At 42.0% G+C, this 16,218-nt stretch carries 19 protein-coding genes and 1 other annotated feature; all 19 genes read right to left on the reverse strand.

Annotated features, from left to right (window positions below):
* Positions 1 to 13: 13 nt before the first annotated feature.
* Positions 14 to 1,342, reverse strand: coding sequence for a uracil-xanthine permease family protein (locus tag ACSBQP_RS05240; RefSeq protein WP_045034243.1), 1,329 nt, complete (start codon positions 1,340 to 1,342; stop codon positions 14 to 16).
* Positions 1,343 to 1,498: 156 nt separating this feature from the next.
* On the reverse strand, positions 1,499 to 2,041 hold the full coding sequence (pyrR, locus tag ACSBQP_RS05245) for a bifunctional pyr operon transcriptional regulator/uracil phosphoribosyltransferase PyrR (RefSeq protein ID WP_007499718.1): 543 nt from the start codon (positions 2,039 to 2,041) through the stop codon (positions 1,499 to 1,501).
* 170 nt (positions 2,042 to 2,211) lie between these two features.
* Positions 2,212 to 3,126 (reverse strand): RluA family pseudouridine synthase, encoded by a 915-nt coding sequence (locus ACSBQP_RS05250; RefSeq protein ID WP_435028236.1) that lies wholly within the window; start codon positions 3,124 to 3,126, stop codon positions 2,212 to 2,214.
* Entirely contained in the window at positions 3,123 to 3,590 is a 468-nt protein-coding gene (lspA, locus tag ACSBQP_RS05255) for a signal peptidase II (protein WP_008344942.1), read from the reverse strand. The genes ACSBQP_RS05250 and lspA overlap by 4 nt, the downstream gene beginning before the upstream one ends.
* 94 nt (positions 3,591 to 3,684) lie before the next feature.
* Positions 3,685 to 4,059 carry a TraR/DksA family transcriptional regulator gene (locus tag ACSBQP_RS05260; protein WP_008344944.1) on the reverse strand — a complete coding sequence of 125 codons (375 nt, stop codon included), beginning with the start codon at positions 4,057 to 4,059 and terminating at the stop codon, positions 3,685 to 3,687.
* Positions 4,060 to 4,219: 160 nt separating this feature from the next.
* On the reverse strand, positions 4,220 to 6,985 hold the full coding sequence (ileS, locus tag ACSBQP_RS05265; protein ID WP_008344945.1) for an isoleucine--tRNA ligase: 2,766 nt from the start codon (positions 6,983 to 6,985) through the stop codon (positions 4,220 to 4,222).
* A gap of 59 nt (positions 6,986 to 7,044) precedes the next feature.
* Positions 7,045 to 7,282: a binding site (T-box leader), on the reverse strand.
* Positions 7,283 to 7,341: 59 nt separating this feature from the next.
* On the reverse strand, positions 7,342 to 7,836 hold the full coding sequence (locus tag ACSBQP_RS05270; RefSeq protein WP_008344947.1) for a DivIVA domain-containing protein: 495 nt from the start codon (positions 7,834 to 7,836) through the stop codon (positions 7,342 to 7,344).
* 26 nt (positions 7,837 to 7,862) lie between these two features.
* Entirely contained in the window at positions 7,863 to 8,639 is a 777-nt protein-coding gene (locus ACSBQP_RS05275) for an RNA-binding protein (RefSeq protein ID WP_025207303.1), read from the reverse strand.
* A 54-nt stretch (positions 8,640 to 8,693) separates the two neighbouring features.
* Entirely contained in the window at positions 8,694 to 8,972 is a 279-nt protein-coding gene (locus ACSBQP_RS05280) for a YggT family protein (protein WP_373422526.1), read from the reverse strand.
* Positions 8,973 to 8,981: 9 nt separating this feature from the next.
* On the reverse strand, positions 8,982 to 9,440 hold the full coding sequence (sepF, locus tag ACSBQP_RS05285) for a cell division protein SepF (RefSeq protein WP_041090582.1): 459 nt from the start codon (positions 9,438 to 9,440) through the stop codon (positions 8,982 to 8,984).
* A gap of 1 nt (position 9,441) precedes the next feature.
* A complete protein-coding gene (locus ACSBQP_RS05290) occupies positions 9,442 to 10,131 on the reverse strand; it encodes a YggS family pyridoxal phosphate-dependent enzyme (RefSeq protein ID WP_375830666.1) in 690 nt (229 codons plus the stop codon).
* Positions 10,132 to 10,137: 6 nt separating this feature from the next.
* A complete protein-coding gene (pgeF, locus tag ACSBQP_RS05295) occupies positions 10,138 to 11,001 on the reverse strand; it encodes a peptidoglycan editing factor PgeF (RefSeq protein WP_057079577.1) in 864 nt (287 codons plus the stop codon).
* Between the two features lie 212 nt (positions 11,002 to 11,213).
* A complete protein-coding gene (locus ACSBQP_RS05300; RefSeq protein ID WP_008344958.1) occupies positions 11,214 to 11,450 on the reverse strand; it encodes a YlmC/YmxH family sporulation protein in 237 nt (78 codons plus the stop codon).
* Between the two features lie 79 nt (positions 11,451 to 11,529).
* Complete coding sequence (locus ACSBQP_RS05305; RefSeq protein ID WP_017367201.1) at positions 11,530 to 12,306, reverse strand: ABC transporter ATP-binding protein; 777 nt, start codon at positions 12,304 to 12,306, stop codon at positions 11,530 to 11,532.
* A 128-nt stretch (positions 12,307 to 12,434) separates the two neighbouring features.
* Positions 12,435 to 12,791: a PTS glucitol/sorbitol transporter subunit IIA gene (locus ACSBQP_RS05310; RefSeq protein WP_007499733.1), complete on the reverse strand. Its 357-nt coding sequence runs from the start codon at positions 12,789 to 12,791 to the stop codon at positions 12,435 to 12,437.
* Positions 12,792 to 12,817: 26 nt separating this feature from the next.
* Entirely contained in the window at positions 12,818 to 13,828 is a 1,011-nt protein-coding gene (gene srlE, locus ACSBQP_RS05315) for a PTS glucitol/sorbitol transporter subunit IIB (RefSeq protein WP_024720315.1), read from the reverse strand.
* Between the two features lie 13 nt (positions 13,829 to 13,841).
* Entirely contained in the window at positions 13,842 to 14,372 is a 531-nt protein-coding gene (srlA, locus tag ACSBQP_RS05320) for a PTS glucitol/sorbitol transporter subunit IIC (RefSeq protein WP_003210918.1), read from the reverse strand.
* A gap of 17 nt (positions 14,373 to 14,389) precedes the next feature.
* Positions 14,390 to 14,821 carry a transcriptional regulator GutM gene (locus ACSBQP_RS05325; RefSeq protein WP_008354650.1) on the reverse strand — a complete coding sequence of 144 codons (432 nt, stop codon included), beginning with the start codon at positions 14,819 to 14,821 and terminating at the stop codon, positions 14,390 to 14,392.
* 12 nt (positions 14,822 to 14,833) lie between these two features.
* Positions 14,834 to 16,078: an NAD(P)H-dependent oxidoreductase gene (locus ACSBQP_RS05330; RefSeq protein ID WP_435028237.1), complete on the reverse strand. Its 1,245-nt coding sequence runs from the start codon at positions 16,076 to 16,078 to the stop codon at positions 14,834 to 14,836.
* Between the last annotated feature and the right edge of the window lie 140 nt (positions 16,079 to 16,218).

The following is a 16,218-nucleotide window of genomic DNA, read 5'->3' on the forward strand; positions in this document are numbered from 1 at the left end:
ACCCTTGTCAGCCTCACTGGACTTCTTTTAAAAGGTTTTCGGTATTCGATTCATTTGACTCATCATCTTCTGCCTTTTGATGCGGCAGAATCAGGTTTAGCAGGACGCCAGTAATAGCAGCGAGTGCCATTCCTGACAGCGTCAGATTGATTTGTTTCACCTCAATGAATGCCCCGCCAATACCAATGACTAAGATGACTGATGCGATAATGAGATTGCGCTTTTCTTCAAAATTCACTTTATGATCAATCAGGATTCGCAGTCCGCTTGAGGCTATGATTCCAAAGAGCAGGAACGAAACGCCCCCCATAACCGCGGATGGTACTGTACTGATTAATGCTGAAATTTTCCCAACAAAGCCGAAGCAGATCGCAAACACCGCTGCTCCGCCGATGACGAAGATACTGAACACTCTTGTGATGGCAAGGACGCCAATGTTCTCTCCATAAGTCGTTGTTGGAGGTCCGCCGATGAGTGAAGCGAAGATTGTCGCCGCACTGTCTCCTAAAATGGAGCGATGAAGACCTGGCTTTTTAATAAAATCTTGTCCAACAACTTTGCTTAACACGACTTGATGGCCGATGTGCTCAGACATGGTCACAAAGGCAACCGGCACCATCACTGTGAGAATGCTTAAAGTCACAGCAGGTGTATAGTCGACAAATGGCACAACAAAGTCTGGTACAGCAAACCATTTTGCGTCAATGACTGGCTGGAAGTTCACAATGCCTTGTGTTAAGGCAAAGAGGTAGCCGCTAATAATGCCGATTAAGACTGGAATCAAGCTAAGGAATCCTCTTAGGAAGATCATACTAATAATGGTGACAGCGAGCGTGAAGCCTGCAACCATTAAGTGCTTCAGGCTGTAAACAAGCTCCTTTGCATTCGGATCGACGTACATCGCCATGTTAACAGCTGTTCCAGCGAGTCCGAGTCCGATGACCATAATGACGGGTCCTACAACGACAGGCGGCAGAAGCTTCATTAGCCAGCCTGTGCCGAGCCATTTAATAAATAATGCGATGAGTGCATATGCCACACCCGCCATAAAGGCACCTACCATTGCTGCTCCAGGGCCGCCGGTGGCTTTTACATTCAAGATAGGGGCGATAAAGGCAAAGGACGATCCAAGATACGCCGGAATCTGCCCTCTTGTGATGATTAAGTACACAATGGTTCCAACCCCGCTTGAGATGAGCGCGACGGCTGGGCTCATATCAATGATCTTTGGTACAAGAATGGTTGCACCAAACATGGCAAACAAGTGCTGCAGGCTGAGTGACAGCCATGTGAACGGTTTTGGGATATCTCGAATGCCTAAATTGGCTTTTTGCTGACTCATGATTTTCCTCCTAGATGTGTCCTTTTTCATTAAAAAAGCCTCTTTGCGAGTATGCGCAAAGAGGCCTAGAAAAACCGTACACGTCACTTTAGCCGTGTGCTCGGTGTCTCTTGTTAATGCCCTCTTTGCAAACTCTCTGGAATGCATTTAAAAAGGTTATTTTTCATATATAGCGACAAGGTCGTTTTGATCTACTTCATTGAGCTGAACCATGACTGTCTCTGCTTTTGATGTCGGGATGTTTTTTCCGATATAATCTGCCCGAATCGGCAGCTCCCGGTGTCCCCGGTCGACTAGAACAGCCAGCTGAATGGAAGAAGGTCTCCCTACATCCACAAGCGCATCCATAGCCGCTCTCACCGTTCTGCCTGTGAACAGCACATCATCCACGACAATCAGTGTTTTGTCATTAATGTCAGCTGGAATGTCTGCACCCTTGACAAGCGGGTCTTGATTCTCTGTCTTTTTTGTCAGGTCATCACGGTATAGCGTAATATCCAGTTCACCCACCGTCACTGGGTTTCCTTCAATTTGCTCGATGCGCTCTGCAAGGCGCTTTGCAAGATGAATACCTCTTGTCTTGATCCCGGCCAGGATGACATCCTTCATCCCTTTGTTGCGCTCAATCATTTCATGTGCAATACGGGTAAGCGCTCGTCTTATCGCTTGTTCATCAAGAATGACTGCTTTTTGTTCCATCTTTTACACCTCTTTTTGACAAATAAAAAGCCCCTTCTGCAAAGGGCAGAGAGGGGCGCTCATTTGTGCATACTCGTGCACAAATTGATCCGTTATCCTTCTCAGCCTCTCTGGACTGTTTTAAAGAATCTCAATTTCTTCGTTTATTATTTCAAAAAAAGAACGGCCTGTCAATCGTTATTTCTTAATGAATCGATAAAGCCCCGCATATCAGCTGGAATTGGAGCTGTAAACTCCATATATTTTCCTGTTCTAGGGTGATCAAATCCTAACACGCCTGCATGTAGCAGTTGTCCATTGAAATCAACCGTTTTTCTCGGGCCATATTTTGGATCTCCGGCAAGCGGATAGCCAATGTATTTCATATGAACACGAATTTGGTGGGTTCTTCCCGTTTCAAGGCGGCATTCTACAACGGTAAAGTCTTTAAAGCGCTCCATCACATCAAAATGAGTGACTGCCTGCTTTGCATTTTCTTTTGTGACCGTCATGCTTTGGCGATCTTTTTTGTCTCGACCTATTGGTGCATCAATCGTTCCAGTATCATGCTGAATGATGCCATGAACAACGGCTGTGTATTTTCTAGTGACCGTTTTCGCCACCAGCTGATTGACGAGTGATTCATGCGCCATATCATTTTTTGCGACCATTAAAAGCCCTGACGTATCTTTATCAATCCGGTGGACAATTCCTGGTCTCATCACACCATTAATGCCTGACAAATCATTGCAATGAGCCATGAGGCCATTGACAAGAGTACCTGTCACATGTCCTGGTGCTGGATGAACGACCATTCCTCTTGGTTTATTGACCACTAGTACATCTTCATCCTCATAATAAATATCAAGATCCATTGATTCCGCTTCTACATCTAGTGCTTCTGGATCTGGAATCTCTACTTTGATTTGATCTCCAGCTTGTACTTTATAATTGGCCTTCACTTGTTTTCCATTTACTTCGATGAGCCCATCTTTCACCCACTGCTGGACTTGGGTTCTTGACCATTCTGGTTCAGTTGTGCTTAAAAATTTATCAAGCCGTTCACTTGTTTGTTCTTCTGAAACGGCAATGTTTACTTGATTCATGTAGTTGACTCCTTATTTTTCTTTCCATCTAACAGCATTTGAATAAAGAGCAGAATGACCCCCACACATAGAGAGGAATCTGCGATATTAAAGATTGGATAATGATAATCCCCAAATACGAAATGAGCAAAATCAACCACTTCTTGACGGAAAATACGGTCAATAAAGTTCCCAATCGCTCCGCCAAGCATTAAGGCAAGTGCTACGCCAAGTAGCTTGTCCTTTTGTCCATGTTTTTGCAAATAATAAACAATTCCTGCAATAACAACGAGTGTGATCACATAGAAAAACCACATTTGTCCTTGGAGAATCCCCCATGCGGCTCCTGAATTTCGGTGGGATGTGATGTAAAAGAAGCCATCAATCACAGGAATAGAATCACCGAGCATCATATGTTTGACAATGAGCCATTTTGTTAATTGATCTAAACAAATTATCACGAATGCGATTATGTAATAGAACACACACGTTCCTCCATCTTCATACTTTGGTCTTTAAGCATTTTATCAAGAAAACAGGAAGGAGTAAAGAAACTTTAGTTGACAGACAAAAACCTCCCTACATGTGGAAGGCTTCAAAATGAGAATCGTTCGATTCATAAGGATAAGGGGTGAATGCTTTTTTCTCGTATTGCTTATGATATAAAAAGTCGTCAGTCGTACGAGCAGTCGGAAGAATACTCATTTGTTCAATGGGCATTGTATGCCCAGTCGCCTCACATATGCCATAAGTTCCTTGTTCAATTTTTGCAATCGCGAGCGAAACATCTTGCAGTTCTTCTTTGATGTGATAAAGAAGCGTGGTCGTTTTTGCTTGATCGAACGTGACATGTTCAGCGGGTGAACGCAATGATGCATATTCAAACAGTTTCGATTGCAGTTCTTCTCTCATTTGAAGGAGTTCCATGTAAATCGTCTCTAGATCGCCATTCATGTCGCTGTTTCAACTCCTGCCCTGTCGTGATAATCATATTGTTGCCCCGCCTGTTCACTTTAAAGCCATAAGATTTTTCCTTTCGTTCTAAACGCTGTCATTTTCTCTATATCAAAAACGCCCCGCTATATGCGGGGCGCTAGTTGGTGATATCACGCTGTTAATTCTGGTAATATTTCTCCACAATTTCAGCATTTTTGAGCGACAATGTTGGGTATTTTGGATTTGCGCCAACATCTTTTGAAATAATGCGGGAACGTTCGCACAGTTCGCCTTCTGCTTTTTGAACAACAATTCGTCCTGATGTGTATTCAGGCGCTGATGCGTCTGCATGCTTCTCATCTTCTACTGTTAATTCAGAAATGATAAAGAGCTGCTTCACATCTTCTTTAATGGATGCAAGAAGGTTTTTCACTTCCTCTGTTGCATAAAGGGTCACACTTGCTTCAAGTGAACGTCCGATGACTTTCTCATTACGCGCAATTTCCAGCGCTTTTAGCACATCGTCACGTACTTCCATAAAGCGGTCAAACTTCACTTCTGTCGCTTCTGCTTGAGGAACAGCTACACCTTCTGGCATATCTGTTAACTGAACACTTGGTTCTTCAACAAAGCTTAAGTGGCTCCATAGTTCGTCTGCTGTATGCGGAAGAATTGGTGCTGTCAGCTTCACTAACGCCATTAATGTTTCGTAGAAGACCGTTTGCATGCTGCGGCGGTCTGGATGATCCGCATGCTCAATGTATACCACATCTTTTGCAAAATCGAGATAGAAAGAGCTAAGCTCAATCGTACAGAAGTTGTGGATGGCATGATAGACAACCGCAAATTCGTAATCATCATAAGCTTTTTTCACTTTATCAATCAATTTGTTTAATTTGATTAAGATATATTGATCCACTTCGCGAAGCTCTTCGACTGGTACTGCATTGACTGCTGGATCAAAGTCAAACAGGTTACCATGCAAGAAGCGGAACGTGTTACGGATTTTACGATAAACTTCTGCGACTTGTTTTAAAATGTCGTCAGACACTGGATGATCGGCTTGATAGTTGACAGAAGATACCCAAAGTCTAAGAATCTCCGCACCAAGCTGCTTCGCCACTTTCGTCGGATCAATCGTATTGCCTAATGATTTACTCATCTTGCGTCCTTCTTTATCAAGCGTAAAGCCATGGCTGAGAACACCTTTATATGGCGCTTTTCCAGTGACAGCAACTGCTGTAGATAAAGATGAGTTAAACCAGCCGCGATATTGATCAGAACCTTCAAGGTAAAGGTCTGCCGGACGAACAAGGTCATCTCGTTCTTCTAATACCGCTTGGTGAGAAGAACCAGAATCAAACCATACATCCATGATATCTTGCTCTTTTGTAAATTCACCATTCGGGCTGCCTGGATGTGTAAAGCCTTCAGGCAATAATTCTTTTGCTTCTTTTTCAAACCAAATATTCGAGCCATGTTCTCTAAATAATTGAGAGACGTGCTGAATCGTTTCATCTGTGATGATTGGCTCACCATTTTCAGCATAGAAGACTGGGATTGGAACGCCCCATACACGCTGTCTTGAAATGCACCAGTCACCTCTGTCACGCACCATATTGAACAGGCGCGTTTCGCCCCAAGCTGGAACCCATTTCGTTTCTTTAATATTATCTAATAGCGCTTCTCTGAAATCTTTAATGGAAGCAAACCACTGAGCAGTTGCACGATAAATTGTTGGTTTTTTCGTTCTCCAGTCATGCGGATAGGAGTGCGTGATAAAGTCGAGTTTTTTCAATGCGCCTTTTGCTTCAAGCTGTTCTGTGATGGCTTTATTGGCATCCTCGTAGAATAGTCCTTCAAAACCAGGTGCTTCTTCTGTCATCACACCTTTTTCATCTACTGGACATAACACATCAAGACCGTACTTCATACTTACGATAAAGTCATCTTCCCCGTGACCTGGCGCTGTGTGAACACAGCCTGTTCCTGCATCTGTTGTGACGTGATCGCCAAGCATCACAAGAGAATCTCTATCGTAAATTGGATGTGCTGCAACGACCTTATCTAATTCTTTACCTTTTAACGTTTTCACAACTTCGTACTCTTCAAAGCCAAGTGTTTTTGCCACTTGTTCAACTAGTTCAGATGCGATGACATATCGCTCAGCACCCACTTGAAGCACACTGTACTCTAGGTTTGGATGTACACAAATGCCAAGGTTTGCAGGAAGTGTCCAAGGTGTTGTTGTCCAGATGATGAACTGCTCGCCATTTTCAAGTACGCCTTTGCCATCTTTCACTTTAAATGATACGTAAATCGATGGTGAACGTTTGTCCTTGTATTCAATTTCTGCTTCAGCAAGTGCTGATTCACTTGATGGAGACCAGTTAACAGGCTTAAGACCTTTGTAAATATAGCCTCTTTTCGCCATTTCACCAAAGACAAGAATTTGCTGCGCTTCGTATTCAGGCTTTAATGTCACATATGGATTGTCCCAGTCTGCTCTTACGCCCAAACGCTTAAACTGATTGCGCTGACCTTCGATTTGTTTCCAAGCATACTCCTCACATAGTTTACGGAATTCTGCTGTCGACATTTCTTTGCGTTTGACTTTTTTATTTTTCGTAAGGGCTGTTTCAATCGGTAAGCCATGTGTATCCCAGCCCGGTACGTACGGTGCATGGAATCCATTCATTGATTTAAAACGGACAATAAAATCTTTGAGGATTTTATTGAGTGCGTGCCCCATATGAATGTCACCATTCGCATATGGAGGTCCATCATGCAAAATAAAGGTCGGGCGTCCTTTTGTCCGCTCTAAAACCATTTGATAGATGTCTTTTTCTGCCCACTCCTCTTGGATTTCAGGCTCTTTGTTCGGCAAGTTTCCTCTCATCGGGAATTCTGTTTTTGGCATTAATAAGGTGTCTTTGTAGTTCATACCTATTCCTCCACATGCAAATTCGTATTAAAAAACAATAAAAAAAGCCCTCTCATCCCATAAGGGACGAGAAGGCTTGTCTCGCGGTACCACCCTTTTAGACAAGCGCTATGAAATTGCCGCTTATCCACTCTAAAATCGTAACGTGATCAGACGCCTTTTCTTACTCATTCATTTCAGAAAAGGAACTAAAGGGGTGATCTCATTGCAGCGTTTCGTAATGTCAGGCTTCCACCGTCCCTGATTCGCTTTATTACGCATGTAACCGCTGCGAGTGTCCCTTTCAAACGTTTATCTCTTGTTAATTTATGATGGTATTATATGCAACATGAGCACGTCATGTCAAGGTGATGCGCTTATTCTTTTTCGTCAAAGACAGCGTCAACTTCATATTCCAGCAAATGATCCCAATCATCATTTTTCAGAAGATCAAGCTGAGCTTCGATGAGCATTTGGAAACGAGTTCTAAAGACTTTCGACTGTTTCTTGAGCTCTTCGATTTCCATTGCAATCTTTCTTGATTTTGATAACGCTTCGTTGATAATACGGTCTGCATTTTTCTCAGCTTCACGAATGATCAATTTCGCTTCTTTATCAGAATGACGCTTCACGTCTTCTGCTGCTTCTTGCGCCACAAGAATGGATTTGTTTAATGTTTCTTCAATTGTTGCAAAATGGCCTAGTCTTTCATCAAGCTCGTTGACTTTGTCTTCAAGCTCGTTCTTTTTGCGAAGTACGATCTCGTAATCTTTACGTACTTGGCTTAAAAACTCATTTACTTCATCTTCGTCATAGCCGCGAAAACTTTTTGTGAACGTTTTATTATGAATATCATTAGGTGTTAATGGCAATCTTGCCACCTCCAGATTCAAATTCGTTATGTCAGAAGCTCAAATGTTACTTTGAATTTATCTTTTTTTGTCTTCCCATCAATTGTTTTTAAGCTAAAGCGGCCAAATCCCCTGACAGAGAGCTGATCACCTTCACCAATTGTAAAGGAAGGGTCTTCAGTGACTTTCCAGTTTACTTTGACAAGACCATTTTTGACCAAAAGCTGTGCTTTTTGCCGAGATTGACGGCTGACAGCAGCACATACAGCGTCAAGCCGCAGTGAAGAAATCGTATCTTCTTTGATATCGGTTTTGCTGATGACTGGCTGAAGATCTGCCTTGCTGATTTCCTCTAATGAAACAGATGCTCTGCCGACATGCGTCAGCTGAGCCCGAACAAAATCGGCAACATCGCTTGTACAAATAAATTGCACGTTGTCCTCTGAAAACAACAAATCACCGAATTTTTGACGCTTCAGGCCTGTCCCAATGAGCGAACCGAGAAGGTTGGGGTGTTCTATAGAAATAAACTTTTTCGCATAGTTCACCTGAAAATAAGTCAGCTCGAAATCCTGTATAGACGGTGCTAAATAATCAGGATAGATCAAAGCCCTTTTTCGCTCTGCTTCCTCATACCCGCCAAAAAACATGAGACCCAGTTCATCAGAATGCTGAATCACGGACTGGGTAATGAACTGCTCACGCGGATCAAGAAAGTCTGTTAATTTCATTCGATATTGATCGAGTGCGATGTTTTTCCAGCCTAATACTTGGTCGACAAATGGCTGTTCGTCTTTTCTAAAATGTTGATAAATATCGCTCATTTTGTTCCCCTTTTATGTAAAAGAGCCTGGCAGATGCCAAGCCCGGCAGCCTGTTTACATGAATCGTACAATCATATTATAAAGACCAGTTAGTCCATACGATGATGCGAAACGAATCACAAGCAATGCCACAATCGGCGAGATGTCAATCATGCCAATTGGCGGAATAATTTTACGGAATGGTTCTAAATACGGTTCGCAAATGTTTGTCAAGAAGCGGCCAATCGATGTTTCTCTTGCAGATGGCACCCATGACATAAAGATGTAAATAATGATCGCGAATGAGTAAATCGTTAAGACCGTACCCAAAATATTAAAAATGAAATTTAGAATAACTATGATTTACCACCTCTGAGGTTCTTCCTCTGTCAATAGCTCTGATATTGTGCCAGATACATCCACATTATCAGGAGTGCAGAGGAATATATTCGAGCCAATACGCTGAATGTCTCCACCGATTGCATAAACCGTTCCGCTTAAGAAGTCGATGATTCGCTTTGCTTGATCGTGCTGAATGCGCTGCAAATTGACGACGACTGCACGCCGATTTTTAATATGGTCTGCAATCTCCTGAGCCTCTGCATAAACACGCGGCTCACTTAACACCACTTTAGAGGATTTTTGCACGCTTTGCAAGCTGACGACATTTTGTTTTCCTGCCTGAGGACGCTCTTGAAATGCCGCTTTATCTTTTGTGTTTTTTTCTTCTTGTGTTGGTTCTCTTTCTTCATCAATATATTCGTACTCATACTCTTCATCATCGAGTGTGAAGAAGCTTTTAAACTTATTTTTTATGCTCATGTCACGCACCTCCTGTTTCATTTCCAACAAGTGAAGAGCCAATCCGAACAAATGTCGCACCTTCTTCAATTGCGATTTCAAAATCGTTTGACATGCCCATCGATAAATGCTGACAAGGTGCATTTACTTGGTTCAGTTGTTTTACCTCTTGTTGAAGGCTTTTTAATGTTTTAAAACAGTTTCGTATCACAGTATGATCATCTGTAAATGGAGCCATCGTCATGAGTCCAGCAATTTCAATATGTTTGAAATCAGCCAGCTGTTTGACAAATGGAATCACGTCTTCGCTTTGTAAGCCGTGTTTTGACTCCTCAAGTGATGTGTTCACCTGTACAAAACAGCGAACCGTGTGATCCGCTCTTTTTTCAATTTCATTCGCAAGGGACATTCTGTCGAGCGAATGTAAGTAATCAATGGTCTGAATGACAGATTTCACTTTTCGCGTCTGTAAACTGCCGATGAAGTGCCAGTTAATGTTTTCATCGGTTATGGCTGCCTGTTTTTCAAGTAACCCTTGGTCACGATTTTCACCAAAGTGCAAAATTCCGGCATCCTTGGCTTCTAATGCTCGTTCAATCGAGACATATTTTGTGACAGCGACAACCGATACATCGTCTTGATGTCTACCTGCTCTTTTACATGCTTCGTTGATTTGTTCATTTATTTGTCTGAGATTCTCTCGTACATTCAATTGCACTTATGCCTCCTTAAACCCGACAAAAGACATCATACGTCCTGTTTTCCCTTGATCACGCCGGTGTGAGAAGAAATGCTGCTCATTGCAACTTGTGCACATCGAACTGACATGTATGTTTTCTTCTTTTAATCCTGCATGAAGTAATACGTTTTTGTTTAATGTTTTTAAGTCAATTTTGTATTGTCCTTGTGACATCTCGGAATACACATCCTCTGTTGTAAAAGGAAGCTGTTTCACTTGATCTATGACAACATCATCTACTATGTAGCAGCAGCTGCCAATGGATGGTCCAATGACGACTTGTATATGATCGGCATCAGCGCCTTCTTGGCGAACCCATGCATCAACCATGTTGGCGCCAATTTGCTTAACGGTTCCTTTCCAGCCAGCATGAGCCGTTCCAATCAGCCCAGATTGCGGCGCTAGAAAATAAAGCGGAACACAGTCAGCGAAACAAAGAGCGAGCATGATGTTTGGTTCAGAGGTGTATAAACCATCTGTTCTAGAGAGCGCTTCATCATACTGAAGACTTCCTCTTCCCTTTTGTTCCTTCGTGACTTTCATGATGCGATCCTCGTGTGTTTGGTCAGCAAACACCCAATTAGAGAGCGGCACAGCAGTAGCATCTGCAATGACTTGACGATTCATTTGGACACTAGAAGCATCATCTCCTACATGGAGTCCAGTGTTCATTGATTGATATGGAGAAAGACTAAAGCCGCCATTTTTTGTCGTAAAACCGGCCAATATCTCTTTTCCAGAACATGTCATGTTCGTCCAATCATGAATCATCATTGCATAAGGTGATTTCTGCTGAAAGGGGTCATATTTGTCTATCAAAGCTGCCTCCCACCTTTCATTCATCTCTCTTTATATCGCTCCTATTTTACCACAAGACGTGCAAAGACAGTTAGTGGGATTCATTAAATATTACACTCAAATGTGCCCTTTCTACAGGTTTTTTTTCAAATTGATATGAAAACGTAATCTTTTTACCCGAAAAAGACATTGATTGCTGAGAATGGAGAGCTTGTTTCAAGGAAAATTTGATCTATTGATTGAGGAGTTTACACGAATTAAGAAGACAATCGGACAAGTATCACATCTTCGCCAATTTTTACTATATTTCGCCACGGGACAATCATTTCCTCTTCTTTTCCGAAAAATCCCATCATTTTACCTGTACCGCCAATGATAATCGCTTGTATTTTACCGCTTGTGACATTGATATCAATGTCTCCAATAGTACCTAATTTTTTTCCGCTCGACACATCGACGACATCTTTGATTTGGAATTCAGAAATACTGATCATCTGTCCTTCCCCGCCTTTCGTTTTCTACTATAATATGTATGATGGAAAAGCAGGGAAGCAGACCAATAGTTTCTCTTATCTACAATTTACTTAAGTGAGGGCGGCCGTTTTGCCACATGACTTCAACTGGACATTCAAAAAAGGAAGAAAGCAAGTCACTTGTCATCATCTGCTTTGTCTCCCCTTTATGAAAAACAGTACCTTCTTTTAATAATAAGGTATGCTGAAAAATCGGGAGAATCTCTTCTGCGTGGTGGGTCGTATAGAGCAATGTGGGCGCATCTGGTTTTGATGCAATCAATGAGATCGTCTCCAGCACTTGTTCTCTTGCTAAGAAATCAAGACCCGTCACAGGTTCATCTAATATTAGGAGCTTCGGATCATTCATTAAAGCTCTTGCGATCAGCACTTTTTGTTTCTCTCCTTGCGACAGGGTTTCATACGTGCGATTGGCATATTGAAATGAGCCAAATGTTTTTAATAAATCAATCGCCTTCTCTCTTATCTCATCTGTCGGCGTTTCATAAAGTCCGATGGAAGCAAATGCCCCGCTCAAAACAATTTCAAATGCATTGTCATCTCTGTGCAGCTTCTTTTCAAGACCAGCAGAGATGAGACCAATTTTCTTCCTTAGTTTTTCACCAAGCGCTTCCTTGCCAAACACATGGCCTAACACCGTCATCTCACCTGACGTTGGAAAATAATATGAGCAAAGCATATTTAATAAAGCCGTTTTCCCAGCACCATTTAAACCATAAAGCACCCAGTGTTCCTGGTCTTTCACCTGCCAGTCAATAGAACGAAGCAGCCATTTTCCATTTCGTTTTAAAGAAACATCCTTCAAGTCAAGCGACACGATCTTTTCCCCCTGAATAAAAATTCTGAATATACAAATAATAACGTCTACAGCATATCGCAAATGTTTCAATCAGTAAACCTAACGCAAAAAAGCTGCTCCCTAAAAGGAACAGCTTTTTTGCATGGTTACGAAATTTCAATTCGCACGCCTTCTTTAATATCAGGAAACGTATGCGGGGATGCAAAGACAGCTCCCGGTAATACATCATCAAACGGCTCTTGGAAGTAGATCGAAATATGGCCGAGTTCCTTAAAGTTGTCATTTGCTTTATTGCCTAAAGCAGTAATGGTATACGTTTGGTCGCCCACTTGAATCGTTCCGCCTAATTTCAGCGGCTCTTCTTCTAAGTGTTCAAACTCATGAATGACAGACATATCTCTTAATTCCTGCGGCGCTGCTGGTCCAAATAAAACAATCAGCTTATCTTCTTTAAACTGCGGGACTAAGATCCCAATTTCTTTTACGACAGATTGTGTTACCATGTATCTCGATTCCTCCTTTAATACGTTTAATACATACCGAAGCTGGCAACGTATGCGATCACAACAGATAGAACGCCTGTAATGAGACGGCTATACAAAACAGCTGGTACCCCATATTGTACCGTTTCCGGCTTTGCTTCACCAAGTGATAGCCCAACCGGGATAAAGTCACACCCTACTTGACCGTTGATCGCAAACAGTGCTGGAAGAGCAAATTGAGGCGGAATGTTTCCTAGTGCAATTTGACTACCAATCAGTACACCGATGACTTGTGCGATGACTGCCCCAGGTCCTAAGACAGGCGATAGGAACGGTAAGGTACAGACAACAACGAGCAGTAAGAGCCCCCATAAAGATCCTGCCAAAGGTGAAAGGAAATGGGCAATCAGATCACCGATTTTTGTATAATTGATAATTCCAATTAACATACTGACAAAGGCCATGAATGGAATAATGTTTTTAAGGAGCATATCAACAGAATCACGACCAGCTTGATAGAATGTGCCGGTTACTTTTCCGATTCCTCTTGAGAATCTCATGAGGAAATTCCCTTTTTCTTGACGTTCGATATTTTCCTCTTTCAATTTTGAATAGGTTTCTTTGAAATTCTCTTTGTCAATTGGGCCGCTGCTTTCTTGACCTTCTACATTCCCTTCACTATCAGATGCTTCCGCAAAGGAAATATCTTTTTCTGTGACACCTGATACGAAGATATCCTCTGTAATGTGTTTTGCAAGCGGTCCAGAAGGAGAGGATGCCAGCACATCGACAGTTGGAATGCGTTTCATTGGATAAAGTCCGATTCGCGCTGTTCCTCCGCAGTCAATGACAACACACATCATTTCATCTTCTGGTATAGAATTTTTAAAGCCATCACATGCTTCTGTCCCTGTCATTTCTGCAATTTTACGTGCAACTGGGTGAATGCCTCCTCCTGTAATGGAAACGACCTTTCTTCTTTTACCGGTTGGTTCAAGCTCTAATCCTTTTCCCCATCCGCCAGCACCTTTTGCAACAAATACTTTGTGGTTTGTCATGTCTAACCCTCCCCTATTGTGAATTCGCTTTCATTTTTCCTGCTAAGTACTTTGTGATCCATTCCGTAATGATTCCGCGAAGTAAAATGACAACGATCCCGACTAAGAAGTAACGAACAGCCAGCTCTGACATAGAGTATCCAGCTTCTTTAATCCCGTTCGCAATTCCTAAGTAGACAAACAGTTCTCCTGCGTTGGCATACGGGAACAGCGATGTCACCGGATGAACAAATGAAACAGCTGAATCATAGAATGCTGGTTTTTGTTTTTCAGGTAAGAAGCGGCCAAACGTATAAGCCATTGGGTTTGTCAAAATAAGAACGGATAAGATCGGCATTAACGTATAGCGCAAAATGGTATATTTCGCTGCAAACTGAATCGCTCTATTCACTCGCTCTTCTCCAATAAACTTCATGACAGCATAAGTGAAAGTAAGTAACACAACAAGCGTTGGAACGATACCTGTAACAAGACCCATGAATTGCTTTCCGCCGGCTTCAAACATCCCGATAAAGTGCTCTCCAAACCATTGAATCCATTCCATGTTTCATCTCCCCTTTCTTAGTTCACATTTGTTATATTTTTTTTAGAAATCGAGACAAGCGCCTGCTCCGCTGCCATGGAGAGTGCTTGCATGACAGCTGGTCCCCTTTTGCGCTTTTTCAATGTTTGTTTCATCATGTGATGCTCATCAAGCACAGCCCCCACATGTTTTCCTTCATAGGAAGGCAGTTCCTTAAATTTAGACAAAATCGAGACGCCACCCAGCACATGACACTTTTGAATGATGTATGATTCATCGACAATGATGAGCGCAATGGCTCCAGGACCAAATTTGCGCCGCTCCATTCCTGAAAACAAGTGATAGCCTTGTTTCCCTTTATAGTCGTCAATCAGTGAATCCATGCTTTTGCGGTAGTACTTGATTTGAATAAACGATAAACCATACTGCACAATCAGAATAATGCAAAGTACGATTGCTAATTTTTCCATAGCCTCACGTCCTTATGATTGAAATAAGTGATCTTGTAATGAACGCAGCTTCCAGACCGTTGTGTTTGAATCAAGTTCTACATCATCATGAGATAGGAATTGCCCCAATTTGATATCTTTTTTCGCTACCACTTTTCCGCTGATTAAGCCAATTGGGATGTGGCCGTTCGCTTTCATGTCTTGATGTGTTTCAAGTACACCTCTTACGGAGTATCCGCCAATACCATCAAGTGTTTCTCCTGCTTTAATATCTCTTTTCGCCACAGCGACAGTTTCTGATACTGGTACACCAATTGGATGGATTGAAGAATCGTGTTGTAAGACTGCTTTTGCGATCGTCACTGGTGTTTCAAGGCTTGCTAAGTGGAAAGGACGATACAGTGTGTAGTGAGGACCTTTTCCAACTTTTAAGTAACGAAGCTCTTCATCTACTGGCTCAAGATCACTCTTGACGATGACAAAGACACCTGGCGCCAGTCCGTTTACATATTCAACGACTCCGAAGTTATCCAGTACGCCGCCTTGCTGTTTTTGATTTAATTTATCTGCTACATTTTCTAAATTCGCTTCTACTCCGTGCATGCCGACTTTATCAGGCAAAAGTCCTGTTGCATTACTTAATAGGTTCATTTCTGCCATCGTTTTTGTTCCGTCTTGGAATGCTGCCAGCATGTGGGCACTCATATGTTTACTATCTGCTTCAGCTTTACACGTATCTGGGTTTGCTTCTGGGAAGAATGGGTTGTTCTTACCTTTCCCAGCAACCAATACTTCAAGACCCATTGTTTTTGCAAATTCATATAGTTCTAGCGTTGCTGCTGGTTCATCTCCAGCTGATCCAGAGTAAACAAGTCCTGCATTCGTGAATAATTTATGCATGACCAAACCGATCGTTATATCGACTTCTACATTTAAAAGAACGAGATGTTTTTTTGAATTAAGCGCTTCCAAAGAAATATTTGCTCCGACCTCTGGAACACCTGTTGCATCCACAACGACTTCCACAGAATCTGATTGAATCACTTCTCTGTAATCATTTGTGACGACCATTTGATGTGGTTTCGCATGTTGCTTGTAAAAATTCGCTGCTTTCTCAGCTGCACTACGATGAATATCACAAACACCTGCGACAATCATGCCTGGAATTTTAGAAATTTGTGAAATGAGTCCAAACCCCATTTGGCCTGCCCCGATTATCCCAACTTTGATTGGATCTCCGCTGCGTTCTCGTGCTAACAATTGTTGATAAATTGACATCTAAATCATCCTTTCAGGTTTTCTTGCTTCACAATAGATTGCTAGAAAAATAATCTGAAACTTTTAACAAATGTTATAAAAATTAACAAAAATCTGTTTCTTGTAACATTTGTTATTTTATTTATCATTTGTTATGAACT

The sequence above is a fragment of the Bacillus sp. G402 genome, assembly GCF_051172515.1.
GTDB classification, from domain to species: Bacteria; Bacillota; Bacilli; order Bacillales; family Bacillaceae; genus Bacillus; species Bacillus altitudinis.

Bases quoted from the DNA above. Each gene is read 5' to 3' on its own strand.
- ACSBQP_RS05240 (WP_045034243.1), bottom strand. From the start codon at position 1,342: ATGAGTCAGCAAAAAGCCAATTTAGGCATTCGAGATATCCCAAAACCG.
- pyrR (WP_007499718.1), bottom strand. From the start codon at position 2,041: ATGGAACAAAAAGCAGTCATTCTTGATGAACAAGCGATAAGACGAGCG.
- ACSBQP_RS05250 (WP_435028236.1), bottom strand. From the start codon at position 3,126: ATGAATCAAGTAAACATTGCCGTTTCAGAAGAACAAACAAGTGAACGG.
- ACSBQP_RS05260 (WP_008344944.1), bottom strand. From the start codon at position 4,059: ATGAATGGCGATCTAGAGACGATTTACATGGAACTCCTTCAAATGAGA.
- ileS (WP_008344945.1), bottom strand. From the start codon at position 6,985: ATGAACTACAAAGACACCTTATTAATGCCAAAAACAGAATTCCCGATG.
- ACSBQP_RS05275 (WP_025207303.1), bottom strand. From the start codon at position 8,639: ATGAGCGATATTTATCAACATTTTAGAAAAGACGAACAGCCATTTGTC.
- sepF (WP_041090582.1), bottom strand. From the start codon at position 9,440: ATGAGCATAAAAAATAAGTTTAAAAGCTTCTTCACACTCGATGATGAA.
- pgeF (WP_057079577.1), bottom strand. From the start codon at position 11,001: ATGAATGAAAGGTGGGAGGCAGCTTTGATAGACAAATATGACCCCTTT.
- ACSBQP_RS05300 (WP_008344958.1), bottom strand. From the start codon at position 11,450: ATGATCAGTATTTCTGAATTCCAAATCAAAGATGTCGTCGATGTGTCG.
- ACSBQP_RS05310 (WP_007499733.1), bottom strand. From the start codon at position 12,791: ATGGTAACACAATCTGTCGTAAAAGAAATTGGGATCTTAGTCCCGCAG.
- srlE (WP_024720315.1), bottom strand. From the start codon at position 13,828: ATGACAAACCACAAAGTATTTGTTGCAAAAGGTGCTGGCGGATGGGGA.
- srlA (WP_003210918.1), bottom strand. From the start codon at position 14,372: ATGGAATGGATTCAATGGTTTGGAGAGCACTTTATCGGGATGTTTGAA.
- ACSBQP_RS05325 (WP_008354650.1), bottom strand. From the start codon at position 14,821: ATGGAAAAATTAGCAATCGTACTTTGCATTATTCTGATTGTGCAGTAT.
- ACSBQP_RS05330 (WP_435028237.1), bottom strand. From the start codon at position 16,078: ATGTCAATTTATCAACAATTGTTAGCACGAGAACGCAGCGGAGATCCA.